Source organism: Altericista sp. CCNU0014 (assembly GCF_044923475.1).
Taxonomy (GTDB): domain Bacteria; phylum Cyanobacteriota; class Cyanobacteriia; order Thermosynechococcales; family Thermosynechococcaceae; genus JAAURS01.
Genome location: NZ_CP137338.1, coordinates 1,693,940 through 1,717,311, shown reverse-complemented (window position 1 = coordinate 1,717,311; position 23,372 = coordinate 1,693,940). Strand labels below are relative to the sequence as shown.

Genomic DNA, 23,372 nt, shown 5'->3' with positions numbered 1-23,372 from the left:
TTTAGGGGCGCAAAGTCTTACAATGCACGCGCTACCACATGCCCTTTTTCGGCAAAGGCGCAGTGCTGGAAACGGGATCGACGGCAGCCGTCTGGAGGTACTCCTGCATATCTAGATAGCGATCGTCACCAGTGTTTGCAGGAAGGGAGCCTCCGGTGCTTTCGTTTAAGACTGGTCCAGCCTGAACGCGAACTCGCATCAGTTGTTTCAAGGTTGCCATGGGATTGGCCGTGGGTTTCAAGGTAAACAGGACCCCAGCGCAAGGACCTCCCTTAGTGGCAGCAACGCAGATGACAGGCTGGCGGTTCTGGTAAGAAGGGGTGAGATAGTTCAGCATTCCATTTTGGTAATACTGTTGAAACTTTTCGGATACGGTTTTGCAGCGCGCCTGGGGCGAAAACCCAGAACGGCTGAAGTAACTGGAAGACCATCGCACGACGGGTATGTAACCCCGCGACGTGAGGGCAACCGTAGCGGGTGCGCCTTGGCTGGTGCCGCAGATAAATTTCGCGTCATTACTTTTGACGTCGCCAGCCTGCGCCGGAGCGATCGCGCCAGCCAACGCCGCTCCCACAGCCAATGACAGGGTGGAGACAAACCCAATACTTCGGACCTTCATACTGACCTCTCGAGCGTGGCAAATTTATCGTTTTGAGTCTTTTGTCTTTCTAGATTTGAAAATCGATGCGTTCATTACAAATCCTATAGTCTAGAATCTCACGAATTTACGGCCCAAGATGTGACCTGGATCATCGCGTGGCAATACGTTGGGTCATTATTGCATCGCGTTCGTCCGAGCTGGAGGACTGTTATCGCGATCAACGTTGCCGCTCGCATCGTTCGGTCGTGGGGTTGGATGGGCTCGATTTCAACTTCCCAGCTCGTTTGCTTTTTTGGCCCAGTTAATGTCTTTGAGCGTAATCCCCCCTGCATCGTGAGTGGTTAAGTCTACCGTTACTTTGTTATAGACATTGAACCATTCGGGATGGTGTCCTTCGCCCTCAGACACGAGCGCCATGCTGGCCATAAATCCAAAAGCTCTGATAAAGTCTTTGAACTGAAATTGCTTGTGCAGCTTACCGCTTTGAACGGACCAACCCGCTAACGCTTTGAGCTGAGTATCTAGTTCTGCGGGGGTGAGGACTGGAACAGCCATGGTCAGCATCCTTAAGCTATCGCGTAAAATTTTGTCTTTGCAATCTAGAGTAGCGAATGTCGTTCGATAATGTGACTGACACCCCAATCTCAACTATCCAACCCATGGGGATACTTTACACGAACTTCTGGATTCAGGTATCGCTGTATTCTGAAGAAGGGATGCACGGGTGAGCTGCGATCTCAAGCGCGTCCGAGACCGAACATTGCCATGACGAAAGATGATGAACCCTGGAAGCTACGAATTTAAAAAGCTGTTCTGTCGGAGTTTTACGGACAGTCACGCTCCCTACAGTGCAGACAGCCTGGTTTGGCCGATCCTCGATGATGCGTTCGTCGGGCGGCTGCAGAGTATTCCATTCTGGGGAGAGGTCTTGTTAACTCAACACAATGCAGCACGAGTAACCCGTGCCTTTGCCCAGACGCTTAAAGATCCGATGGTGAAAGAGACCGTTACGCTTTTGGAAGAAGAGCAGCAACGGCTTGTGGCGATCGTTCGAGCTTTTTTGATGGCTTATGGCATCCCATCTCCGGTTCTTCCAACAGTCACAGTATCCAAAAACCCCGAAGCAGCCTTTATTCGGGCGGGGTACAGAAAATGTTTGGATCTTTTTGTGGCGGATGGATTGCGCGTCGCGGCTGCTCAGGTCAATTTTATTCCAGACGAAATAAACCAGCGCTTTGCATCGCTTTTGACGGAGCACAACCGTCACAGTATTTTTCTGGTCAACTGGATGGCCTACCAAAAAGTCAAGCTGAATCGGCGCTGGAATCAGTCGAGTGCGGTGCCCGCGCTCTGGAATCGCAGTGCGGCACTCGTCAAACTGATGTCGGCTTTCCGGGCCAAGGATGAAGACGAGCGACCTCCCGCAGAACGATGGATGGCTCAATTTAGTGCGGAATCTTTTCTCACCTTTTGCCTTTCGGAACATCAAAAACAGATGCAGGCATTCGACCCCGAACTCCTGCGGCCTCAGCTTGCGGCCAACTTAGCGACTGTCGCCCGCGAAGCCTTCAAGGTATGGCCGCAGCGCAGGGTCGGTCCTCCCGTCAACGTGCCAAAACCGCCTTAGCGGTAGCCGAGTTGGCCTCAAGCAAAGCACTAAATAGGTATAACTGAGATGGAAAATGCATTGCCAGATTGGGTTTTGGGCTGCGCCGCGCTGGCCATCCTCATTGGAGGGTTGCTCATGCTATTTAGCGGGGTGGGAAGCATGGGCAATAAACCTTAATTTTCTTTCACCGATCCTCAAGACGGCAGGGAGTATCAGATGGGCAAGGGACGGTTAGAAGCATTTAGCGATGGCGTGATGGCCATTATTATTACGATTATGGTCCTGGAAATGAAAGTGCCCCACGGAGACGGATGGGCCGCACTGCGTCCGACGATTCCGGTGTTTCTCAGCTACGTGCTGAGTTTTATCAATATTGGGATTTATTGGAACAACCATCACCATCTCTTCCAGGCCGTGCGACTCGTCAACGGTCGCATTCTCTGGACAAACTTGCACCTGCTGTTTTGGCTGTCCCTCTTTCCGTTCGCGACCGGATGGATGGGGGAGAATAATTTTGCGACGACGCCCGTCGCGCTTTACGGAACGGTGCTTCTGTTTGCGGCGATCGCCTTCACCCTGTTGACGCGGTCCTTGATCGATCGGCACGGCCAAGACTCTCCTCTAGCGACTGCCATTGGTCGAGATCTTAAGGGCAAGATTTCGCTGGCGTCCTATGCATTGGCGATTCCGCTGTCTTTTGCAAACCGATGGATTGCATGCGGGTTATTTGTTTTGGTTGCCGTCCTGTGGTTCATTCCCGATCGCCGCATCGAGAAGATATTGACCGATTGAAGCCATGGGCGGGATGAAAAAGGCGATCGCCCTTTATCCTTCAACCTCTGCCTGCATTGTAGGAGCGGACGTCGATACATTTGAGCCTGCTTTCGCTTTTTCTTCCTTTAAAAACCTTTGGTACATCTCGCTCAGATAGGGCGTCATCTCGTTGGTTTCAATACCATAGCCGAGACTGGTCCAAGTTCCTGAAAGCGTGCGAAGGACGGGAAGGAGCTGTCCGGCTTTGAGTTGAGCGCGAATGTCCATTCCCCACGCTTCTGGATCTGCCAGCCAACGATAGGTGACCCGGTCTTGACTCTCTGGGTCGAAGGTATACTTCTGCCAAAACAACCAGCCTGCGGGCTTTGGATGATAGAGGCGCGACATTTGTTCCCAAGTAGTCGTAATAAACTGGTAGCGACCCGCTGCGGTGGTGCAGTCCCCCACATTGGGCCCGGCCACAATTTCGATACAGCGGTCGGGATGGCGATCCCAATCTGAAAAATACTCGCCGCCATAGAGGAGCCCGTAGGGATTGGGATCGTTCGACTCGCTGACAGAAATCGTCCGCATTAGGGCGCGAATATAGGGGTCTCCACCTGTCATGACCAGAGGAGGATAGGCGGAGCGAAAAGGAGAGGATTGCTCGAAGGAGGGAATCCAATGCATCTGAAGGGATAAAATCGAACCCATCAATCCTGCTACAACAACCCGATCGCGCAGGTTGAGGCGCTGAAAACGCTGAATGCCCGTTTTAAGAATCCTGCTGCTCTGCTGTAGGGCGACAGAGCTGAGCTGAAACAACAACGGGACAAGAGAGGGTTTGGGCTGGGGTGCCTGCGGTGGCGATTCCGATTTGGATGGCAGCGATTTAGAATGCGTCATTAATTTAGGCTGCAACCCCTGCAAATAACTCGGAGAAAGGCCGCTCTGCTGCATCTGGGCGGGCTACGATTTCAACAATCTTGTTGTGAGCTGTAGCGTAGGCCAAAGCTTCGACGCAGACCTGAGCGACCTGAGTCCGCGAAATACTGCCATCGAAAAGGGTGTCCGCACTCGACATGACGATGGGGGGACGATCTTCAGTATTTTTCAACCCGCCGGGACGCACGATGGTATAGGTCAACCCGCTGCGCTGAAGGTATTGTTCGGCCTGCTGTTTCCAGACCAGAATCAGCCAGAATAGGTTGAGCGGATGAAAAAACTGCGAGGCGCACAAAGAAGACACCAAAATAAAATGCTCTACCCGTGCCGCTTTGGCCGCATCCACTAGATTTTTGGTGCCCTCAAAATCCACTTGGTAGGGTTCGAAAGGGTTGAGGCTGGGGCGCGCTCCAGTGGCACAAAATACGACGGTACAATCGGCGATCGCCTTTCTCAGCGTATCCGGTTGGAGCACGTCTCCCACCACCAGTTCTGCTGACGCTGGCAGCATTTCCTGCGCTTTCGCCCGGTCTCGCACCAGCGCCCGAACGCCGATATTTTGCGCTACGAGCTGCTGTACGATCCGACGTCCCGTTTCGCCCGTTGCTCCTACAACCAATGCTTTCATGGGTTCAATCTCAGTTTAAGGTTTGATACAGCGTTGTTTGGGAGTATGGTTGATTTTTAGATTTCGACTTTTATCATAAGCAATTTTGCAAATTTGGAGGGGAAGGGGCGATGAATTTGGGCTCGCTGCGCTAAGGCCGGACAAACCCGAACTTCAATCGCGCCTTCGCACTCTACTGCATGCATCCTTCGTGAAAAAACGCAGTTTTGGATGCAAAACACCTTCGACTTGGGGGAACCCGCAGCGTGTCTATTTCTTTTTTTGAAGTTTTTCCAGATGTCCTGATCCTTTTAGATCGAAAAGGTCAAATCGCAGACTACAAGGCTCCGCTTGTCTCAGAACTTTACCTCGTACTGGAAGAGTGGGAGGGCAAAAGCCTTCAAGATCTGTGGCCGATACAGGTGAGCGCGGCCTTCGAGCGCGCGCTCCAACAGGTGTTTTGGACGCAAACCCCCGAACAGCTAGAGTATTCTCTTTCCACTGGGGGTGAAAAAGCCTACTACGAAGCGCGAGTGATTCCCTACTCGCAAGATCGAGCGATCGCCATTATTCGCAACATCACCGAGCGGCAGCAGCGAGACGAGCAGTTGCGCCACGATGCCTTCCACGATGGCTTGACCGGGCTGCCCAACCGTAATCTGTTTACGGATCGCCTAGAGATGGCAATGCGGCGGTTTAGACGGTTTCCAAAGCTCTATTTTGCGGTCTTTTTTATCGACCTAGATTCGTTCAAACAGGTTAACGATTGTTACGGTCACGATGTGGGCGATCGGCTTTTGAAAGCAGTGGCTGGCGTTCTTCAGAGTTGCGTGCGGGCAAACGATACGGTAGCCCGCTTGGGTGGGGATGAATTTACTATCCTGCTGGACAGCATTACCAATGTAGCTGAGGTTCGAAACGTGGCCGAGCGGATCCAGGAAAAATTTCGCACGCCGCTCGACCTTGCAGACCGCGAGCTGATTTGCGGAGTCAGTATTGGAATCGTTCTGAGCGCGTTTCGCTACAAGCAGGCTACCGATTTAGTCAAGGATGCAGATACAGCGCTCTATCAATCTAAGCAAAATGGAAAAGGTCAATATTCAATTTTCGAACCTTAAAAACGCGTTGAGACGAAGGGAGCGATCGCCGAGGACGGTGAATGATTTCTTTGGGCAGGGCTGGTTTATAGGATATTGCTACGCTTGTCCGCAGTAGTAAGGTTCGCGGATGCAAATCACACTGAAAGGATGATAAATGCGCGACTGTTACACGAGGTACATCACCACCGAACTGAAGAGCGTAAACGAGAATCAAGTTTATAAGTTCACTTAGCTTTATCCAAGGAGACACATTATGAAACTGATTCAACCTCTTTCGTTAGGACTGTTAATCGTTGTATCACTTGCATCTGCAGCCTTAGCTTCACCCCGCACTTTTAGTACGCAAGCGTCACCTCAATCTGCACCATCAGGATTTCAGGGTCTAAAGCAAACCCGACCTGAATCATCAGGGTTGGGAGGCCCCGGCGTATTGCGTGCAGGTTGCCCTAAAGGACAAACACCGTCTTCATGGCAGAAACCAATTTATGATAAAAATGGACTTTTTGTCGTAGGGTGGGAGACAGTGGCAACCTGCATTCCTGACGATCTTGAGCCTGCGGGCTAATTCTATCTCATGGGGGGTGAGTTTTCCTCCCCCATGTACCCTAGGGGATGAAAGAAACCTCATCCGCTAGCCGCAGGCAAAGCGTAGGACGAGCAAGGCGGCTGCGCGTAAAGCAATTCTTGAGCTGCGATCGCCCCTTCTGAGGACGCCCATACGGACTGAATTCGAACCACTTGCCCTGCCGCCAAGCTTGCCAATGAAAAGTTGCGATAGCTCGTGCCGCCTTGCTCTAACACTCTCGGGACGCAAGCGGCGTTGAGGTACACGGTGCCATCGTCTCCGACATGGACTCGTTTGCGGAGCTTCTGCCTGGTATGGCGCAGCGCGTGATGCATGTGCCCAAAGGTCACCAGCGCAACCCGTTTTCCCGATGCTTTGGTCGCCGCGATCGCCGCGTGCAGGTCCGGGTCGCCGTAGTCTCCGCCAACGGGTATCCAGTCTCGACCGCAGGGATCTTCGGGGCGATCGCCCAAGCCCGTCGGGCCATTGTGGCTGACAAAAACAAGGGTTTCACACCTTGACTGCTGGGCGGCCTGCACGATGCGATCGCAGGAATCCTGCATGGAGTGCACGTCGAAGCGATCGGCGTAAAAATCGGCGTGTTTCCAGTCCGGCCCGCCCCAGCTAAAGGGTCTGCCTCCTACAATCCCGAACTGCATCTGGGGGAAATCGCGCTGGCTGTAGCCAATATGGGCCGCTCCCAACGCCTCGAGCTGCTGCTGGACTCGATCTTCATATCGTCGATCGTAGGGACACTTTTGGCGACCCCAAATCGTAGCGCTATACCAAGCATCGTGATTGCCCAGCGCCACCGCAATGGGGATTGACATTTCTGCAACCTGCTCGACGAGCTCGACGGCTTCGTTGCCAAAGTCCCCCACAAATAGGGCTAGATCGACGCCCAAGGAGATCAATGCCGACTCGTCGCGATCGTCCCACTGGCCGTGGACGTCGCCCACGATGGCAACTCGAATGGGTTTGGAGGGGGAGGTAGACTGCGATCGCGCCACCGATGAATGTGTCAAAACAAGTCTCCTACAGGGACGGGAAAACCAACCTAATCTTGAACGTACACCTGCCCCATCGCTAAGGCCATTTCCGCCCGCATAAACTCTCTACCCAAGTAAGCCGCATGATCCAGCTTGGTCACCAAAGAAATTTCCGGCGCTTCAAAGATTTGAATGCAAAGTTCCTTTGCCGTTCGGGCCTGGAAAACAGCCGTCGGCTGGCGCTCCACCTTGACGCCGCAGGGAAATGGCTCGCCCGTCTCTGGATCGACCGCTAAGCCCTTCTCGTTGATGGCGTTGGTAAAGTGCTTAGCGTAAATCAGCGCATTCTCAGTGTCGATATAAATAATAAAGTATCCGCCCGGATCGAGCGCAATAAAGCGCTGGGACAGTTTGTCGTCGATCGCAGTTTGTTGTTCTAACAGAGAAATCATTTGTAATATGGCAGCGTTGTCAGATCGCTTTGCATCAGAGTTTATATTCCCTAGTCTAGTGCGCCGACATTCTTTTTTCGCGAAGCCCTGTTTGCAGCCTGTCTGCAGATCGGTCTTCAGTCGCAATATCTTGAGCTGCTGTAGAGGCGAGTAGAATAAAAAATATCTATGCCGCTCGCGAGCAATTGGGCTATGAAAACCTTAGCGAAATGGTCTGTCGAAGATTATCACAGCATGATTGGGGCAGGGGTTCTGCGCGATCGCAAGGTGGAACTCCTAGAAGGCGAAATTGTTGAAATGAGTCCAGAAACGCCAATTCACTACAGCACCGCCAGTCAAAGTTCAAACTATTTAAGGGAAATTTTGCGGGATAAAGCCGCTGTTCGCTTTAATGGGCCAATTACTCTAGATACCTCTGAACCCGAGCCTGATATTGCGATCGTGCGTTTGCCGGAGTCTGCTTACAGTAACAGGCATCCTGGGCCAGAAGATATTTACTGGCTCATTGAAGTGGCCAGAACCAGCCTTAGCAAAGATCTAGACCTGAAGGCTGCCATTTATGCTGCTGCAAACGTTCAGGAGTATTGGGTTTTAGATTTAGCCGACCCGAGAATCATCGTGCTTCGAGAACCGCAGGGACGGCAATACCTGAGCGAACAAATTTTCCGCACCGGAATGCTCTCACCCCTCACCTTTCCCGATCTTCAAGTGGCGGTCGAGCGACTGATTTGAGCAACTCTAGATCCCAAACTTAGGGTTTGTAGAGCGCTGGAAACTGTTTTCGAAGCTGCTCGATCTTGGGTAGATCGTGGGCCGTGACGTAAGGATGCGTCGGGTTCCGAGCAATAAAGTTTTGATGGTATTCTTCCGCCGCGTAAAACTGACTGAGGGGCGAAAGTTGGGTTGCGATCGGATTCTTGAAGACGCGAGCCGCATTAAGCCGATCGATATAGGCTCGGGCAACCTGTTTTTGCGTAGTATCCTTAAAAAATATCGCCGACCGATACTGAGTGCCATAATCTGGACCCTGTCGGTCGATCTGCGTCGGGTCGTGGGCGACTGCGAAGTAAATCTGCAGCAGTTGCCCGTAGGTAATTTGCGATGGATCGTAGGTAATCCGTACGGCTTCTGCGTGTTCGGTCTGTCCGGCCCCGACCTTTTCGTAAATGGCATCGCGTGCGCTGCCTCCTGCATAGCCAGATACCACATCAGACACCCCTTTCAGGCTCTCAAAAACCCCTTCCATTCCCCAAAAGCATCCGCCTGCCAAAACGACAGTGGATTTTCCCGAGGCCGCAGGTAAACTAGCGATGGGTTCGGGGAAGGGTTGGGCTGCCTTGGAGTGCGATAGGTCGTGGGGCGCTCCGCCTGCGAGCGCGGCAAGCAAAGCCAAGGCAGATAAGCTAAAGAACAGTAAGCGAGGGGAGGGGATGCGAGGAGGTGTCATGGGGCAAAAATCCTGTGAGGTTTGATGGATTCGATTCTATGCACCAAGTCTGAAAATACGCTGAGGGCGACCTGAGGGACTCTGGATCGAAGAAAAATACGTTGCAAAATGCAATATTTATTGTCAATTCTTAGAAAAGAGTACAACTAACTTATCTAAATCGGATTGATTTTGAAGAGACGCGATGACTAGGATGAGATGAATACAGCAACTCTCATTGGTCGGGCAATGCATGAGTTTGAAGCCTATTTCCGAGCTTTAGAGCTAGATCGAGATGCAACGCTCGATGAGATCAAGCAAGCTTACAAGGATTTGGTCATGGTCTGGCATCCAGACCGCTTTGGCCATAACGCTCGGTTGCGCCACAAAGCTGAGGAGAAGCTCAAGCAGTTCAACCAAGCCTACGACTGCTTAAAGCAGTGGTGCGCGGATCCGAGACAAGCCGCAGGTCATTCCCGCCGATCGAGCGCTTCATCCCGCGATCGGGCCGCGCGCGATCGAGAACCGCGATCGCCCCAATCGGCTCCCCATCAAACCCAGTCCCGCCAGACCTATTCAGCGAACCACAACCCTCCGCCCCACGTTAAAACCAGCGGGTTGTATATTACTTTTGCCCATGCGGAATATGTCTTGGAACATTATTGCTTCAAGCCCCGCAAGGACATGGATGCATCCCATCACGAATACGAGAGCGGTCCCTTTGTCCTGATGGTGTGCGACGATCCATTGGCCCTAACCCTGTCCGTACCCTGTCACTCTTTGCAGCACTTCGATCGCATTTTGCTCTCTATACCGTGCAAGTCTACAGGACATTTTTGTCAGGCTGAAGCGCAGAAGCTTTTAAAGCTGTTGCATACCCAAGCCAGTGCGTGAATGAGAGAGCAATATTAAAGGTAAGTAGAAATTCTCAAAGGACAGCATTAATGAGTGCAATGGTGTCCTGAAAGGTACCAGTTCGAGGGATCGTTGAGCTTTTTACCCAATCCTATAAACACCAGAAGAATAGCGAAGCGAGTTCTAAGATATACCTTGACCGGATAATAACCATCAGGAATAGTAAGCATTGAGAGATCGACCTCAGAAACATTAGCATTTGGACAAGGAAAACCAATGTTTTTGAAGTTGAGAACTACCAATTCGCTAGGAAAGCAGGTTTTTGGCAATAAAAATATGCCGTATACATGATGATTTCCTAACCATGGTTTAACAACCACTCTAGAGGCTTGCGATTTACAAATGAGGACTACCTAGGATAACAAGAAACAAGATACTTCAATAGGCATATTTTAAATGATATTTGCAAAATCATGGTAGGTGTTTGGATCGATCGAAAGATTTTAGCAAGTGAGGATCTCTATGATCGCTATATTTCTCGTTGTTATAGTTGTTGCCTGCATAATGCAGCATCAGCATCAGGCGCAGCTGGCTTTTGGGAACGGTTCCTTTATGAAAACCACTTGTATCTTCAATAAATCCAAATCCCGCCGGACCGTAGATTGGAAAAACTTTTTCAGTACCGTAAAACTTTGAAACTGCTTCGTCAGCAAGTTTTCTACTCAAAAAATTTAAGACATGAAATAAAGACTTTTTATGATGACTACCATAAACAAAAACATGGGGGGCTCCTTCAGTCGTTACCTCAGTTAGATAGAAAAAGACTCTCATGCTGGCATAGTCATCGATGTCATAGTGAAAACTACAGCTTTCCTGTCTATGCGCATCATGGGAAAGACCTTCTACTGGAAAAACCCACGTGAGGCTACATCCCGTGTATTTAGCTCGCTTCCCCACATATAGATGTGCGATTTCCTGTAGCTTTGAATCATTTGCAAGTTTTGAGATGGCAGGACATCGTTCGCTAACATTAAAATAGTCAGCCATATAAAACGGCTGACTATATATCTGGTCTACCTTTTTTTTGTCTGAAATTCTGAATCCTAATTGGGGATCGCCTCCAGCATGACAGTCATTCGATTTTGTATAATCAAGTATTTCTTGAAGTATATTTTGGGGTAATGCAAGTCCTCCAAAAAATCCATCTTTCTTAAGCGAACTAACAGCCGAGGAAATATCTAAATCAGGAAAGAAGGATTGTAATAAATTAGACTCTTTTGCTTCATGAACTCGATCAAAATAAGTCAGGATTAAACGTACAGAATAAAATCTTCCTAGCAAAAACTTTATGGTATTATTTGGGTTTATAATAAAATTTTTAACCGTGTAATTAACCTTATGAATAAGATTCTTATACATACATTTTTGAAATTTATATTATTAAATTGTAGAATTTTGGAACAAGTTGCCAATTCAAATCCGAAATGCAATAGGTGCTAATGTTTGAAGCTTGGTGGTGCAGAAATAATCTTCAATCATTGCCCCGCAATGTTGTTTAATCGTCAAATTCTCTAAAGCCCTAGCCACAAACTTATGGTACTGCCTCCACCGAGATCTTAAGCTGCATGACGTCGAAACTCACAGGACAGCGATGCACCTTACATCACCTCTCATAGCTTAACGCCCTATTCCGGTGCAGTGAAGTGTTATGTTATACGCAAAACTTGAGATTACAAATAATCGCACTTCTCCGTATTTCACCCCACTGAACGCTACCTGGAAAGCGTGAAGACAATCGCCTCAACCTAAATCTCCAAGCGTTTCACAACTTCCATAGCTCCTTGCACTCTATGATGGCTGCTCAGCCATTTACGAAGTCTTTGAGTGGAGATGTTTTTAAAGCTTGCAAAGTGTTAATAAACGGCCTTTACTAAAATCTGAGCTACAGTCCATTCTTCGAGATCGAAAATCACCGATTTCAGATTCAACCGTCCATTTGTAGTATATCAAAAAAATCTGTTCGCTGGATAAAGCGTTGAGAATTCAAAACAGAACGCTGACAGATATTCTGAAAAATTGCCTTTACCCAGGATTTAAGCAGCCCAACTATGGTTTAAGCGACAAACTGTCGTCTAACACTCTCTCCAGGCTGTTTATCTAACAGACTGTCATACTAACACCCTCTTACGGGCATTAGTATGACAGATGTCGTCTAACACTAAACGGTAGGGCATTGCGACAGATTATCGTATAGCACCCTTATTAGAGAGCTTCCACAACAGCTCAATTAAATTTTCTCGATCGCGAATATTCTCAATCAATCTCATCCACCTCAGCTAATGGATGGCATATACCGAGTTGCCCGCTTCTAAAAACAAGATATTTACTAAGCATTAATACTTGTCTTAAAACTCCTATTTCTTGTACCCTGAAGCTGTGTCAATGCAGCGGATTTCTAACCGGAAATAACTCACTCCATCCAAACCGATCTCTACGATTTCACCCCATCCACCGATCGCCCGTTGTAAAGACTCATCGATTTCTCCATTCCTTGCCGGAGCGCCAGCTCGACCGCATCTGCCGCCATATCCAACACCTCCGGCAAAATTTGCAACTCCTCCGGCGTAAATTTGCCCAAAACGTGGGAAATTGTATCCTTAGCAGCCCCAGCCTCAGCAGCTTTACTGATGCCAATTCGCAGTCGCGGAAAATCTTGAGTTCCCAGATGGGCAATCAGCGATTTCATGCCGTTATGCCCCCCTGCCGAACCGCTGAGCCGAATTCGAAGTTTCCCGACGGGTAAATCCATGTCGTCGTAGAGCACCAGCACCTGCTGCGGCAGAAGCTTGTACCAGTCCAGCACCGCCCGCACCGACTGTCCGGACTTGTTCATAAACGTGTTGGGTTTTAACAATCGCATCCGCTGCCCTGCCACCATCCCTTCCCCTAACTCGCCGTGAAATCGACGCTGTTCGGCCAGGGGAATTTGCCAGCGCTTTGCCAAGCGATCGATCGCATCAAAACCGACATTGTGGCGCGTGCGATCGTATTTCGCGCCTGGATTGCCCAGACCGACAATCAAGCTAATGGGTGGAGGCGCGAGCTGCGCGGAGTCTACCATATCGATCGAGCGTCCTTGATACAGCTGAAATCGTGCGAGCGAGGTCGATCTGAAGTCACTCTAGGTTCGTTCGCGAACCCCAAACTTCCTGGGGAATGAAAGCGCGATCGCTGGGAATGGGAGCAACGGGTTCCGTCAGCATAAAAGTCCCCGCTTCAATCCATTCCTTTAGTTCTAAAGCGACCTGTCGCGAAAGAGCAATGCTGGCCAAAGGCGCAGTCCGCACTATCTTATTTTCAATTTTGATTTTGCCAGATTTAAGCTGCGCGTAGCTCACCAGCCCGAAGGTCGGCCTTACCCGTCTCGGAATCGAAAAATCGATAATGGGTGCCACCAACTCCGCATCTGTTACGGCACAGCGGCGCACGACCTCTTCGTCTAAAACCGGAAACGGAATCCCGACGCCCAGCATGAGCGACGGCCCATACTGCTTAAAGTAACAACCGCGCACCCATTTGGGGTTCATTTGCTTGGCATCTCCAATGAGGGCGAGCGTTGCCGCAGGGCCAATAGGGGTTTCGTTGGGTCGGCGTTTCTGGAGCGGGAAATGTTGAGTGCCTTCCCAGGTGATGTACCCAATACCGCCGCCCATAAAGATGCGGGAGCCAATACCGAGGAGCCTCAGATTGGGATCATTGAGCAGGGGGGATAGGGCACCCGTGTTGGAATACACTGCGTTGCCCAAACGGGGCTGAAGGGGACCGAGGTACGTGTAAAGAGGGCGATCGCCGCCATTGACGCCCACAATAAAGTTTTGGTAGAGGTTGCGCGGGTTGAACAAATAAAACTGGTTGATGGTGTCTTTAGTGATGACCGTATCGAGAGTAGCGCGGGGGTAGCAGTCGGTTCCCTGCCCCGTGGCCCGCAGGGGAACGGATTTCCCGGCGATTAAATCTTCAATGACGTGACCGCCGCCGCGCTCGCGCACTTCTTCGCCGTCTGCTTCAGACATTCCGATAGATTCCGCAGACTGAGAAGCCCCCAGGTATAAGTCCACAGCGCCAAAGCCCGAATAAGCCGCCACACGATCGAGCCAACATTGGCGAATCTTAATCGGCGGGTCGGTATGGCCTAGATTCAGAATGGCTCCAGAAGACTCCATGGGTTCAAAAGTGCCCGCTACAATGACGTCTACCTCTGCAGCCGTTTGAGGAATACCCGCTTCAGCGACGCGTGCCTTGAGCTGTTCGACGGTCCAAACGACGACAGAGCCGCGCTGGATTTTGTCATTAATTTCGGCAATGGTACGCATTCTGTTGAGGTGAACTCCATTCTCCAGTCTAGAGTCCTGAGGCAAAATTCTAATCTCGATCTGCTCTCGGTCTAATCTCGATCTGCGTCCCACAATTTGTTCCTCAGCGATCGCGGAAAAATCCCCTTCAGATCGGAAAGCGATCTAGCGTTTAACGCTCCGGGTTGAACCATTTATCGTGTAGCGCTTCGCTCGTGCCATCTTCTTTGAGCTTCAGCAACGCCCTATTGATCTCCTTGCGATAGGGACTGTTAATGGGCAGAAGAATGCCGTAGTTTTCGTCTCGTACCGTCTCGCCGACCAACTGAACTTTGCCTTGCCCATCGCGGGCGGCGTAATACATCAAGACAGGGGCATCGAACAAAACGGCATCGACCTGTTTGTTTGCAAGCGCTGCATAAGCGGCTTCAATTTTGTCCACTTCTAGGACCTGAAGTTGTCTGCCTTGGAGAAATGCCGCCGCTGTACTGTTGGCGGTAGTGGCGACCGCTCGACCTTTTAAGTCCTCTACACTTTTGATATCTCCTTGCAGGTTTTGAACCGTCATTCCAGCCGTTACGGTCGCGGTAAAGTAGGCCACGAATAGAACTGAAATGAACATCCAAAATATGGCCATCACGCGTCCTAACGCACCCCTGGGCATTTCCTCCGCCTGGGTTGCTAGCGTGGAAGCCGCCCACCAAGCAGCTTCAAAGATGCCTGGGAAATACTTCTCCGATATCGAACTGTGGGGATGCCGCCGTTCGAACAGCCAGATCAAATGGGCGGCAATGACGATCATGGCCAAGGCAAGGCCAATAATTTGCAGCAGTGCTGGCGAAAGTAAATCTCGAAGTAGATTGGGAACAAACCCGGATCGATTGGGGTTCCGTACCATAATCTTTAACCCCGAGGCAAAAATAGGATAGGAAAAATCAAATTTTTGCTCGCGTTCGGCGGTAATGGAAATTGCGGCGATCGCCAGATCTGCGTTCTGTTGCTCCACTGCTGCGAACATTTTCGGGAGGGTTGGGTAGGGCGTCAGGGTGGATCTCACCCCCATCTGGTCCGCTATCTTCTGCCACAACTCGATACTAAAGCCCGTTAGCTTTCCTCCTTCTTCCATCACAAAGGGAGGGATGAGACGGGTGGCAACGCGTAAGGTCTGAGGCTGGGGTGCAGCCATTAAACGAGGGGGGCCATTCAGGCTCAGGACGCTACTCGCGATCGCCAAGCCCAGAAATGCCAGAACCCCTCTTTTCCACCATCGTTGAAGTGCAATCATGGACGACTGAGAAAGAATCTGTCAACCACCGAACGACGCTCTCGAACGCGCTCGAACGGACGTAAAGCTTTCTTTGCGCGCTGGCAAAGATCTGTAATTTAACGGAAGCGCCGCCTGCAAAACTCTTTCTACAATCGGTACAGGCTGAATCCAATAAACCATGCTAAGGCATCAGAGGAACATATATCATGTTTGAGAGTACCTTGGTTGTTAATTTAGCTTTCCTGCTCGCTGCCGTTTTAATGGTCCAGATTTTTATTAAAGCATCGACGCGAGCTTGGCAGAAACGGGATTCATTAGGGCAAGATGAAGCATCAACCTGGGGATGGTGGGTAGAGTTGCAGACAGCACGGCCAGACTGCCTGTATTACTTTGGTCCCTTTACAAGCTTTGCTGAAGCTGAAGCGTCTCAGTTGGGCTACATCCAGGATATAGAGGAAGAAGGCGCTCGAGGTATTACCGTTCGGGTCAAGTGGTGCAAACCCAGACAGCTGACGACTCCGCCCGATGAGTCTTTCGAGTTTTCCTGGAACTTTCAGCCGTAGAATTTTCAAAAGCTAAGAAACAGAATGCCTCGGTCGCTTTGACAGGCTGTCTAACACTAATTGTTTGAACGGGACTGACGGGGCTCGAACCCGCAACTTCCGCCGTGACAGGGCGGTGCTCTAACCAATTGAACTACAGTCCCAAGTCCCGAGCAATCTCTATTGTGCAGATATGCAAGGGTTTTGTCAAATAAGGTTTTAAACGGCGGGGCTATTTAGTGGAATCGCTGAGCCATTAACTGCTCTTCAAGGGCTGCAATGCGGTTGTAGGCTGCTGTGAGCTGCGCCATCAAACGCTGCATTTGAAGCTCCTGGCTGATGGTTTGGCCTTTGCTGCCGGTCAAGGGAGCGGGATCTTCGTCAGCTAATATGTCGCGATGGAGGCCTGCCCTGGCGTTGGGAGGATAGGTGCGATCGCCGTCGCGAACTATCTTGGGTCGCTCGTTCGACCGGGTGGAGGCTAAAAGCTCTTCAATTTGGGTACTGATTACCTCGATTTTTTGATGAATTGCCTCAATTTTGGTGTTAACGACCGTAAGCTGCTGTTGAAGTGTTTCCACAAAAAGTTCCTAAGGTGACGATATCCGATCGCGTTCAATTTCCATAGTACGGATAAGATCCAGTTATTTGGGGGAGTCGAGACGGCGAATACTTAAGATCTAGTTAAGATTTTGATAATTGCTCCTATGCCAGCGATCGCCTTGTCAACCCAAGGAAAAATTGAAAAGGTTTGCTTTTTAAGCAGGAGTCGATCGCAGGCCCCACCATAAAAACTGGCCTTTCTAGGCGGCATCCACTTTTTGTGAACCTTTCGAGCAATCGGCAGTGATGTTCGTAGCGGGCCGTCCAGAAGCAGTCAGTTTGCGAGATGGCAATTCACGACATCCACAAGGCGATCGCACCAGTGATGGACGGCACTGAAGTCAGCCGCCTCAACCATCACCCGGATCAGCGGTTCGGTTCCGGAGGCCCGCACCAAAATTCGGCCCCGATCGCCCATGGCTGCCTCGGCTTCGCAGATAGCCGCTTGGAGCGGTTCGCATTCCTGCCAACGACAGCGGCGATCGCGATCTTCGACGCGCACATTTCTCAGCAGTTGGGGATAGGTGGCAAAGCTCGCATCTACAAGCACTCGGATCGGAACCCCCGCCTGTTTCACAATGGCCGCAATGTGGAGGGCCGTTTGCAGACCGTCGCCGCCTATGCCGTAATGGCGGCACAGAATATGTCCGGATTGCTCGCCCCCTAGCATGGCATTATGGTTGAGCATTTCGGCATGGACGTATTGGTCGCCCACCGCCGCGCGCACTAATTGGCCTCCCTGTTTTTGCCAAGCGCGCTCGAACCCGAGGTTCGACATCACCGTTGCCACAATGGTATTGTTTGGCAACTTTTGGGCTTGCTTCAGGTGCTGGCCCCAAAGGTACAAAATGTAATCTCCATCGACCGTACGACCGCTGCAATCGATCGCCAAAACTCTGTCGGCATCTCCGTCAAAGGCAAAACCAATGTCTGCGCTGCAGCTGACCACTGCCTCTCGAAGCGTCTCTAAGTGGGTGGAGCCGCAATTGACATTAATCCGAGTGCCATCGGGCCGATCGTGGAGGCAAATGACCTCAGCCCCCATCTGTCGAAATAGGTCGGGTGCCAATTGCGTTGCCGCACCCCAAGCCAAATCCAGCACTATTTTCATCCCTTGGAGGGTCAGGTTAGCGTTGAAAGGAGTTTGAAGCGATTCCAGATAAACCTGCGTCAGGTCGGATCGATGGTGGTGGCGGCCCCAGATATGCCCCGTCACGCTCTCAATCGAGCTGGAGTACAGGCGATCTTCGATCGCCTGCTGAATGCCGAGGGATAGCTTTGCGCCATCTGCCCCAAAAAACTTAATGCCATTATCTTCCGGCGGATTGTGGCTAGCGGAAATCATCACACCCCCTAAAGCTTCGGTGCGATGGGTGAGGTAGGCGACTGCAGGGGTAGGGCACAGTCCCATATTCCAAACGTCCAAGCCAGCGGCAGTCAAGCCCGACGCCAGGGACATGGCCAGCATATCGCTGGAGCACCGAGAATCTTGACCCATCATAAATGGACCGGGTCTTCCTGCTTCCTGCTGCAGTACTTTTCCAGCCCAAAAGCCCACTTGCATTGCAAGAGCAGGCGTTAATAATTGACCCGCCTTGCCGCGAATGCCGTCCGTCCCAAACAATTGACGCGGTTTTCGGCTGGAACCGATATCGGACTCCTTCCGTAGGGGTGATTTCATCGAAAGGAGAGAAGGTAAAGATTCTGAAGACACCACCATGACACTGCTCGCTCCACACACAACACTCGAAGTTCAATCCAACGGCTCTGGGCTAGCTGCTCTAAATTCGACATCACAAGCCCTCTCATTGGGTTCGATCGAGAAACAACCCGCACCAGAGACTCGATCGGTGAGTTTAGCCTTTGACGGTCAATTTGCAACAGCGAACTGCCCCTCTAAAACCGTACCTATAAGCTGTGGTTAGCTTATCACCTTGCTTCAAAATATACCTATGCCTTACGCTATTCAAGTCAAGGGGATAGGTAAACTTCGTTCGGTTCTCTAAAATTTGGCGATCGCCCGACGAGCAGTTTAGAGTGTTGGGTATAGCCCTTTTTTTTGATGTTTATTTGTCTTCCATGACGTTGCTTCAGTCTCACAATATTCGGCGATCGCCGCATCGATCTTCCGCTCGGGCCATTGGGCAAAGCCCGCGAAATGTCGTTTTGATCGCCCTGGTCAGCCTGCTGCTCTTCGGACTGATTCCGGCACGCTTAGCCTTTTTACAAGTGGTTCAGGGCAAGCTCAATCGAGAACTAGCGGACGAAAACCGCATTCAGCTCATTCCCAAACGACCAGAACGCGGGAAAGTGTTCGATCGCAAAGGCCGAGTTCTTGCCGGAAGCCAGAGTTCTTACTCCGTGTTCGTATGGCCTTTGGTGCAAAAAAAAGCGCAGTGGCCTCAAACATTGGAGACCCTCTCCGAGATCCTCGACGTTCCCGCCCAGCAAATTCAAGAAAAGGTTAAAAAAGCCGGGGTCAACTCTCCTTCTCTGGTGCGGGTGGCACGGGGGATCTCCTACAGCCAGATTGTGGCGTTAGAAGAGCACCGCAGCGAGCTAGCTGGCATTGAAGTAGACAATGAAGCCACCCGGTACTACCCCAATGGAGAAATGGCCGCTCAAACCTTGGGGTACATCGGCGAAATTACGGGAGAAGAGCTAGACAAGAAGAAGGACCGAGGCTATCGCCTCGGAGACGTCATCGGCAAAATGGGGATTGAAGCCGCCTACGAAGATGAACTGCGCGGCACCTGGGGCGGTCAGCAGGTGGAGGTGGATGGGGCCGGTCAGATCGTGCGCATTTTGGGCCAAAAGCCCACGCTGCCGGGGAAAGACATTACGCTGACGCTGGATCTGGATGTCCAAAAGGCCGCAGAAGCAGCATTGGGCGATCGCCAAGGATCTATTGTTGCCATGGACCCCAGAGATGGGTCAATTTTGGCGATGGTAAGCCATCCGGCGTTTGACCCCAACTGGTTTGCTAAAAGCATAACTGAAGCCCAGTGGCAAACCTTGCAAAAGCGATCGTTTCCCTTTGTAGACCGTTCGCTTCAGGGGTTCCCCCCCGCTAGCACCTTTAAGATTATTACGGCTACCGCAGGCATGGAATCGGGCAAATTTTCTCCCGATGCGGTGCTCATGACCTACCCCTCCATTCATGGGGTAGGCGACTGGAATGGAGCTGGATTTGGCGCGATTGGATTTGTAACAGCTTTGCAGTGGAGCAGCAATACCTTTTTCGGCCAAGTCGGCGTCAAGGTCGGCCCTAAAACGCTGCTGGACTGGTCGCATCGCTACGGATTGGGCCAAAAAACCGGAATCGAGATTCCAGGCGAAGCGGAAGGATTTTTGCCGAATCCCGACTGGAAAAAGAAAGTCTGGCAGGAGAATTGGTACCCCGCAGATTCGGTGATGATGTCGATCGGGCAGGGAGCCGTTCAGGTAAGTCCGCTCCAAACAGCTGTGGTGTTTGCGGTTCCGGCCAATGGCGGCTATCGCGTAAAGCCTCACTTACTCAAGTCCGACCTGCCCGTCAATCACTGGCGGCAATCCTTAAATATCAAACCCCAAACCTTGAGAACTCTTCGGACTGGCATGCGAGCGGTGGTCCAGGCCGGAACCAGTACTGCGCTCAACGTACCTAACCTCCCGCCCGTGGCAGGAAAAAGTGGGACGGGAGAAGATCCGCCGCGTCCGTCTCATACCTGGTTTGGAGGGTTTGCGCCCTTTGACAAACCAGAGATTGTGGTCGTTGCCTTTGCCGAAAATTCTGGGGGCGGGGGCGGTCGCACCTGCGGCCCCATGGCACTCAAGGTGTTTGAGGCGTACTTCAAAAATAACCCGCTCAAAAAATAAACCCTGTCTGCTTCTCTGCGATCCAGACTGCATTTAGCTGAAGTTTCCTGCCATCATGGGAATGGAACTATTGCCCGTTTTCTGGGAATGACCATTTTTTTTTATAAGGTGTGCGAGCCGTATGGCTGTTTCTCTAATTTTTCTCCCCACAGTATTTGGCTAGGGGGAACCCTTTGGCCCACTGCAGAACATTACTATCAGGCTCAAAAATTTGTCGGGACGGTCGATCGGCACCTTTGCCAGCAGATTTGCAATGCCGAAAGCCCGGAAATGGCAGCGGCAATTGGCCGCAATCCGAAGCATACCGTGCGCTGTAACTGGGATACTCTCAAGGCTGCTGTTATGTACGATGCGGTCTCAACCAAGTTTGCGAGCCACCCAGACCTTGCAGAAGTGTTGCTCAAAACCGGACAGGAATTGATTATCGAAGACTCACCGACCGATAGCTATTGGGGGTGCGGCGCAGACGGCTTAGGCCAAAATCAGTTGGGCAAAGTTTTAATGCGCGTTCGCCAGGAACTGCAACGCAACCTAACTGGCAAAAGCTAGAGGAGAGCGACTAAATTTTGCATTCAGAAGCACGGCGCGCAGCAGCACAGTTCCTCTGAGGTTAGCTTCTTGGAAGTCGGCGTTGTTGAGGTTGGCCTGCATGAGGTTGGCATAGCTCAGGTCAGCCCCAATCCAGGATGTATGTTGCAAATTAGCGCTGTGAAGGTAGCAGTAGCGCAGTTTGGCTTCGCTGAGTTCGGCGCGGGAGAGATCTGCATTCTGCAAATTTGCGTTGTCTAAAATAGCGTCGCTGAAGTCAGCATCCATAAATAGGCTGCCCCATAGATAGGCTTTTTGCAGGTTGGCGCGCGCCAACACTGCTTTGGTAAAGTCGGTTCTCAGTACATAGGCTTCCTGGAGTCGAGCGTCTCGGAGGTCGGCGCGGCTGAAAGAGACGTTTTGACCGTTCAGCTGCTGTAGGTTTGCGCCTTTGAGGCAAGCTGAACTGAAGTCTAGGTTTACTGCAAGACAATTCTTAAAGACGGCGGCTTTTAGGTTTGCGCCGCTCAGGACGACGTTTCGCAAACTGGCTTTTGTAAAATTACAGCCAGCGAGCGTTACCTCCCGCAGGTCTAGATTTTCGAGTTCCAAACCGCTGAAGTCGCGTTCTCCTGACCGATAAAGAGTAATCAGCTGTTGGGCGTCCACTCGCGCTTCCTCTCAATAAACGTATGCCGTCTTATCTATAGTTAAAAATAGATTTACAGCTACCCACACCCAAACAGCATAAATGCTGAAGATACCCAGTGTTTTTTTAACTCATCCTGCCGCCGCTGAATGCCGATTTGCATTGAGAGAACAGTCTCATTTTTCAATAAGAAACAGACAGTAAGGCTTACAGCGACAAACGAACAATGCAGAATGCTAGTTTTCTGAAAATGAATAGGAGGGCGACAGTCGCGGGAAGAGACGGGTCTTGAGGTCAGTGGTTTTACGGTTGTCTTTGGTTTGCAGATGGTGCAGATCGCGATCGCACCTCCCCCCGGACGTAGCCAATCCCCTGAAGGACGCCGCGTCCCACAAGACCGATGCTGCGCCCAATGACCTGGGTCAAGACAAATACAATCCCCCGGCCTACGATCGTGACCGCTGCCTGGAGGGGAGGAGCGACTGCATCTCGGGTTTCTAGGGCTAGGGTAACAACAAACGGCACGCCGGAGAGGGTTTTGAGTTCGAGGTCGCGGGGGGCATAAATAGTGCGGTATTGAAGGCCCGCTTCGCTGAAAGCGAGCAGGCGATACTGGCTTTCAAAAATATCGGTTGGCTCCACAAACCATTGCAAGACGCGATACTTCCACGAAAGCGCGTTCCGAAATCGCTCGATTTCGCGGGTAGAAAGCCAGCGACGGTCAAAGAAATCGCGCCGTAGTTCGTCGACCCCAGAAAACCGATTGATTAAGGGCTGCGCCACGGCGTTGGAAATTTGGAGGACGACATTGCCTAAAATGGCTTCGCCTTGAAGGATTGCCTCTGAAGAACCGACGGGGTAGACCTGCCGATCCATCTCGAGGTCTGAATGAAACAGTAGGTGATCCAGCAATTCTACAAAGAGGGGCACGCGCTCCAAAATTGCATTATCGACAACGACTATATCTAGCAGGACTTGCTGCATGATTTCGGTAGCGGAGGTGCTGGCATCTAGAGTCCCAACGGCAATGGTACGGTATTTGCCCAAAAAGTCGGTGGCTGAACTTTGCCATAAGTCCTGCAAAAGTTGGCGTCGCTTGGATTTGAGCTGCGATCGCGAGACCCGCGAAAAGCGCAGCTCATCCAGCAATGCCTCGAACTGCTTGAGAACGACTAAGAACAGTTCTTGCTTTTTGACAGGTTTGAGAATATCTATCTCAAGAGGGGTATCTGTCTGGTTGGTCAAAGGCAGCGTTAATTTTGCAGTTAATCGATCCAAAATGACATATTTAAGCGTCTGAAAGTCGTCATTTTCAGTAAAGGTATGGCGATCCAGCGCGGCTGCGATGGGACGGCTCAGCGCTAAGGAACGGCCCGAAGGAAACGGATCGGTCTCTAATACTCGCTCGTCCGAGGTAGGCTCTTCCGCTGCTGTTGCAAACAAAGTTTCAACCAAGTGCTGGGCGGCACTGAGCTCTCGGAGTTGCCCCGTCAGCACAGCCCATTCCCACCAAGACAAAGACCCATCTTCAAGCCCTTGAGCCACCATTTGGTAGCGTTGCTGAATTTTTGCAATGCTTTGCTGCCGCAACTGAAGTTTAATGCGGCTTAAGCCAAGGCGCTGGGAGAGAGGGCGTGTCGTCCTAGACATAACGATCCTTTCATTGGGTTG

Annotated in this window: 24 protein-coding genes and 1 tRNA gene; 9 read left to right on the top strand and 16 right to left on the bottom strand. The window is 51.1% G+C overall.

The features are described from left to right. Positions 1-31: 31 nt before the first annotated feature. Both R6H26_RS08635 and R6H26_RS08630 read right to left on the bottom strand, forming a co-directional pair. Positions 32-619, bottom strand: coding sequence for a COP23 domain-containing protein (locus R6H26_RS08635; RefSeq protein WP_404790029.1), 588 nt, complete (start codon positions 617-619; stop codon positions 32-34). A gap of 249 nt (positions 620-868) precedes the next feature. Further along, entirely contained in the window at positions 869-1,156 is a 288-nt protein-coding gene (locus tag R6H26_RS08630; RefSeq protein ID WP_404790027.1) for a 4a-hydroxytetrahydrobiopterin dehydratase, read from the bottom strand. 220 nt (positions 1,157-1,376) lie between these two features. Between R6H26_RS08630 and R6H26_RS08625 the strand changes: the two genes are divergently transcribed. Beyond that, entirely contained in the window at positions 1,377-2,228 is an 852-nt protein-coding gene (locus tag R6H26_RS08625; RefSeq protein WP_404790025.1) for a hypothetical protein, read from the top strand. A gap of 198 nt (positions 2,229-2,426) precedes the next feature. Continuing rightward, positions 2,427-3,002, top strand: a complete 576-nt coding sequence (locus R6H26_RS08620) for a TMEM175 family protein (protein ID WP_404790023.1) — start codon at positions 2,427-2,429, stop codon at positions 3,000-3,002. A 33-nt stretch (positions 3,003-3,035) separates the two neighbouring features. Here the strand turns inward: R6H26_RS08620 and R6H26_RS08615 are convergent, their stop codons facing one another. Both R6H26_RS08615 and R6H26_RS08610 read right to left on the bottom strand, forming a co-directional pair. Continuing rightward, positions 3,036-3,869: a hypothetical protein gene (locus R6H26_RS08615; protein ID WP_404790022.1), complete on the bottom strand. Its 834-nt coding sequence runs from the start codon at positions 3,867-3,869 to the stop codon at positions 3,036-3,038. A 4-nt stretch (positions 3,870-3,873) separates the two neighbouring features. After that, positions 3,874-4,536 carry an NAD(P)H-binding protein gene (locus R6H26_RS08610; RefSeq protein ID WP_404790020.1) on the bottom strand — a complete coding sequence of 221 codons (663 nt, stop codon included), beginning with the start codon at positions 4,534-4,536 and terminating at the stop codon, positions 3,874-3,876. 245 nt (positions 4,537-4,781) lie between these two features. Here R6H26_RS08610 and R6H26_RS08605 point away from each other — a divergent pair, with 245 nt between their 5' ends. Together R6H26_RS08605 and R6H26_RS08600 are read left to right on the top strand one after the other, a co-directional pair. Beyond that, positions 4,782-5,633 carry a diguanylate cyclase domain-containing protein gene (locus R6H26_RS08605; protein WP_404790018.1) on the top strand — a complete coding sequence of 284 codons (852 nt, stop codon included), beginning with the start codon at positions 4,782-4,784 and terminating at the stop codon, positions 5,631-5,633. 235 nt (positions 5,634-5,868) lie between these two features. After that, entirely contained in the window at positions 5,869-6,180 is a 312-nt protein-coding gene (locus tag R6H26_RS08600; RefSeq protein ID WP_404790016.1) for a hypothetical protein, read from the top strand. 59 nt (positions 6,181-6,239) lie between these two features. Here R6H26_RS08600 and R6H26_RS08595 read toward each other — a convergent pair whose 3' ends face one another. Then, positions 6,240-7,205: a TIGR04168 family protein gene (locus R6H26_RS08595; protein WP_404790014.1), complete on the bottom strand. Its 966-nt coding sequence runs from the start codon at positions 7,203-7,205 to the stop codon at positions 6,240-6,242. 32 nt (positions 7,206-7,237) lie between these two features. Beyond that, on the bottom strand, positions 7,238-7,621 hold the full coding sequence (locus R6H26_RS08590; protein WP_404790012.1) for a DUF4346 domain-containing protein: 384 nt from the start codon (positions 7,619-7,621) through the stop codon (positions 7,238-7,240). A gap of 192 nt (positions 7,622-7,813) precedes the next feature. On the opposite strand from R6H26_RS08590, the gene R6H26_RS08585 reads away from it, so the two are divergent. Next, positions 7,814-8,353 (top strand): Uma2 family endonuclease, encoded by a 540-nt coding sequence (locus tag R6H26_RS08585; protein WP_404790010.1) that lies wholly within the window; start codon positions 7,814-7,816, stop codon positions 8,351-8,353. Positions 8,354-8,372: 19 nt separating this feature from the next. Here R6H26_RS08585 and msrA read toward each other — a convergent pair whose 3' ends face one another. Continuing rightward, positions 8,373-9,068, bottom strand: a complete 696-nt coding sequence (gene msrA / locus R6H26_RS08580) for a peptide-methionine (S)-S-oxide reductase MsrA (protein WP_404790009.1) — start codon at positions 9,066-9,068, stop codon at positions 8,373-8,375. 198 nt (positions 9,069-9,266) lie between these two features. On the opposite strand from msrA, the gene R6H26_RS08575 reads away from it, so the two are divergent. Continuing rightward, positions 9,267-9,941: a J domain-containing protein gene (locus R6H26_RS08575; protein ID WP_404790007.1), complete on the top strand. Its 675-nt coding sequence runs from the start codon at positions 9,267-9,269 to the stop codon at positions 9,939-9,941. 432 nt (positions 9,942-10,373) lie between these two features. Here R6H26_RS08575 and R6H26_RS08570 read toward each other — a convergent pair whose 3' ends face one another. From R6H26_RS08570 to R6H26_RS08555, 4 genes are all read right to left on the bottom strand, one after another. Continuing rightward, positions 10,374-11,321, bottom strand: coding sequence for a hypothetical protein (locus R6H26_RS08570; protein WP_404790005.1), 948 nt, complete (start codon positions 11,319-11,321; stop codon positions 10,374-10,376). 1,072 nt (positions 11,322-12,393) lie between these two features. After that, positions 12,394-13,023, bottom strand: a complete 630-nt coding sequence (pth, locus tag R6H26_RS08565; protein WP_404790003.1) for an aminoacyl-tRNA hydrolase — start codon at positions 13,021-13,023, stop codon at positions 12,394-12,396. A gap of 55 nt (positions 13,024-13,078) precedes the next feature. Beyond that, positions 13,079-14,275: a homocysteine biosynthesis protein gene (locus tag R6H26_RS08560; protein ID WP_404790001.1), complete on the bottom strand. Its 1,197-nt coding sequence runs from the start codon at positions 14,273-14,275 to the stop codon at positions 13,079-13,081. A 151-nt stretch (positions 14,276-14,426) separates the two neighbouring features. Further along, the gene (locus R6H26_RS08555; protein ID WP_404789999.1) at positions 14,427-15,539 is read right to left on the bottom strand and encodes a transporter substrate-binding domain-containing protein; all 1,113 of its coding nucleotides are present in this window, start codon (positions 15,537-15,539) and stop codon (positions 14,427-14,429) included. Positions 15,540-15,727: 188 nt separating this feature from the next. On the opposite strand from R6H26_RS08555, the gene R6H26_RS08550 reads away from it, so the two are divergent. Further along, the gene (locus R6H26_RS08550; RefSeq protein WP_404789997.1) at positions 15,728-16,084 is read left to right on the top strand and encodes a DUF1816 domain-containing protein; all 357 of its coding nucleotides are present in this window, start codon (positions 15,728-15,730) and stop codon (positions 16,082-16,084) included. A gap of 69 nt (positions 16,085-16,153) precedes the next feature. On the opposite strand, the gene R6H26_RS08545 is transcribed toward R6H26_RS08550, so the two are convergent. From R6H26_RS08545 to glmM, 3 genes are all read right to left on the bottom strand, one after another. Then, positions 16,154-16,227: transfer RNA gene (locus R6H26_RS08545), tRNA-Asp, on the bottom strand. Between the two features lie 72 nt (positions 16,228-16,299). Then, positions 16,300-16,644, bottom strand: coding sequence for a hypothetical protein (locus R6H26_RS08540; RefSeq protein WP_404789996.1), 345 nt, complete (start codon positions 16,642-16,644; stop codon positions 16,300-16,302). Between the two features lie 296 nt (positions 16,645-16,940). Beyond that, entirely contained in the window at positions 16,941-18,347 is a 1,407-nt protein-coding gene (glmM, locus tag R6H26_RS08535; protein ID WP_404791259.1) for a phosphoglucosamine mutase, read from the bottom strand. Positions 18,348-18,745: 398 nt separating this feature from the next. On the opposite strand from glmM, the gene mrdA reads away from it, so the two are divergent. Together mrdA and R6H26_RS08525 are read left to right on the top strand one after the other, a co-directional pair. After that, positions 18,746-20,524 (top strand): penicillin-binding protein 2, encoded by a 1,779-nt coding sequence (gene mrdA, locus R6H26_RS08530; RefSeq protein WP_404789994.1) that lies wholly within the window; start codon positions 18,746-18,748, stop codon positions 20,522-20,524. 87 nt (positions 20,525-20,611) lie between these two features. Further along, positions 20,612-21,073, top strand: coding sequence for an NADAR family protein (locus R6H26_RS08525; RefSeq protein ID WP_404789992.1), 462 nt, complete (start codon positions 20,612-20,614; stop codon positions 21,071-21,073). On the opposite strand, the gene R6H26_RS08520 is transcribed toward R6H26_RS08525, so the two are convergent. Both R6H26_RS08520 and R6H26_RS08515 read right to left on the bottom strand, forming a co-directional pair. Next, a complete protein-coding gene (locus tag R6H26_RS08520) occupies positions 21,056-21,721 on the bottom strand; it encodes a pentapeptide repeat-containing protein (protein WP_404789991.1) in 666 nt (221 codons plus the stop codon). The genes R6H26_RS08525 and R6H26_RS08520 overlap by 18 nt on opposite strands. Before the next feature lie 283 nt (positions 21,722-22,004). Further along, complete coding sequence (locus tag R6H26_RS08515; RefSeq protein ID WP_404789989.1) at positions 22,005-23,351, bottom strand: DUF3685 domain-containing protein; 1,347 nt, start codon at positions 23,349-23,351, stop codon at positions 22,005-22,007. Positions 23,352-23,372: the final 21 nt, after the last annotated feature.

Excerpts from the sequence above, each read along its gene's own strand:
- R6H26_RS08635 (WP_404790029.1), bottom strand. The coding sequence starts at position 619 with ATGAAGGTCCGAAGTATTGGGTTTGTCTCCACCCTGTCATTGGCTGTG.
- R6H26_RS08630 (WP_404790027.1), bottom strand. The coding sequence starts at position 1,156 with ATGGCTGTTCCAGTCCTCACCCCCGCAGAACTAGATACTCAGCTCAAA.
- R6H26_RS08625 (WP_404790025.1), top strand. The coding sequence starts at position 1,377 with ATGATGAACCCTGGAAGCTACGAATTTAAAAAGCTGTTCTGTCGGAGT.
- R6H26_RS08620 (WP_404790023.1), top strand. The coding sequence starts at position 2,427 with ATGGGCAAGGGACGGTTAGAAGCATTTAGCGATGGCGTGATGGCCATT.
- R6H26_RS08615 (WP_404790022.1), bottom strand. The coding sequence starts at position 3,869 with ATGACGCATTCTAAATCGCTGCCATCCAAATCGGAATCGCCACCGCAG.
- R6H26_RS08610 (WP_404790020.1), bottom strand. The coding sequence starts at position 4,536 with ATGAAAGCATTGGTTGTAGGAGCAACGGGCGAAACGGGACGTCGGATC.
- R6H26_RS08600 (WP_404790016.1), top strand. The coding sequence starts at position 5,869 with ATGAAACTGATTCAACCTCTTTCGTTAGGACTGTTAATCGTTGTATCA.
- R6H26_RS08590 (WP_404790012.1), bottom strand. The coding sequence starts at position 7,621 with ATGATTTCTCTGTTAGAACAACAAACTGCGATCGACGACAAACTGTCC.
- R6H26_RS08585 (WP_404790010.1), top strand. The coding sequence starts at position 7,814 with ATGAAAACCTTAGCGAAATGGTCTGTCGAAGATTATCACAGCATGATT.
- msrA (WP_404790009.1), bottom strand. The coding sequence starts at position 9,068 with ATGACACCTCCTCGCATCCCCTCCCCTCGCTTACTGTTCTTTAGCTTA.
- R6H26_RS08575 (WP_404790007.1), top strand. The coding sequence starts at position 9,267 with ATGAATACAGCAACTCTCATTGGTCGGGCAATGCATGAGTTTGAAGCC.
- R6H26_RS08570 (WP_404790005.1), bottom strand. The coding sequence starts at position 11,321 with ATGTATAAGAATCTTATTCATAAGGTTAATTACACGGTTAAAAATTTT.
- pth (WP_404790003.1), bottom strand. The coding sequence starts at position 13,023 with ATGGTAGACTCCGCGCAGCTCGCGCCTCCACCCATTAGCTTGATTGTC.
- R6H26_RS08560 (WP_404790001.1), bottom strand. The coding sequence starts at position 14,275 with ATGCGTACCATTGCCGAAATTAATGACAAAATCCAGCGCGGCTCTGTC.
- R6H26_RS08555 (WP_404789999.1), bottom strand. The coding sequence starts at position 15,539 with ATGATTGCACTTCAACGATGGTGGAAAAGAGGGGTTCTGGCATTTCTG.
- R6H26_RS08550 (WP_404789997.1), top strand. The coding sequence starts at position 15,728 with ATGTTTGAGAGTACCTTGGTTGTTAATTTAGCTTTCCTGCTCGCTGCC.
- glmM (WP_404791259.1), bottom strand. The coding sequence starts at position 18,347 with ATGAAATCACCCCTACGGAAGGAGTCCGATATCGGTTCCAGCCGAAAA.
- mrdA (WP_404789994.1), top strand. The coding sequence starts at position 18,746 with ATGACGTTGCTTCAGTCTCACAATATTCGGCGATCGCCGCATCGATCT.
- R6H26_RS08525 (WP_404789992.1), top strand. The coding sequence starts at position 20,612 with ATGACCATTTTTTTTTATAAGGTGTGCGAGCCGTATGGCTGTTTCTCT.
- R6H26_RS08515 (WP_404789989.1), bottom strand. The coding sequence starts at position 23,351 with ATGTCTAGGACGACACGCCCTCTCTCCCAGCGCCTTGGCTTAAGCCGC.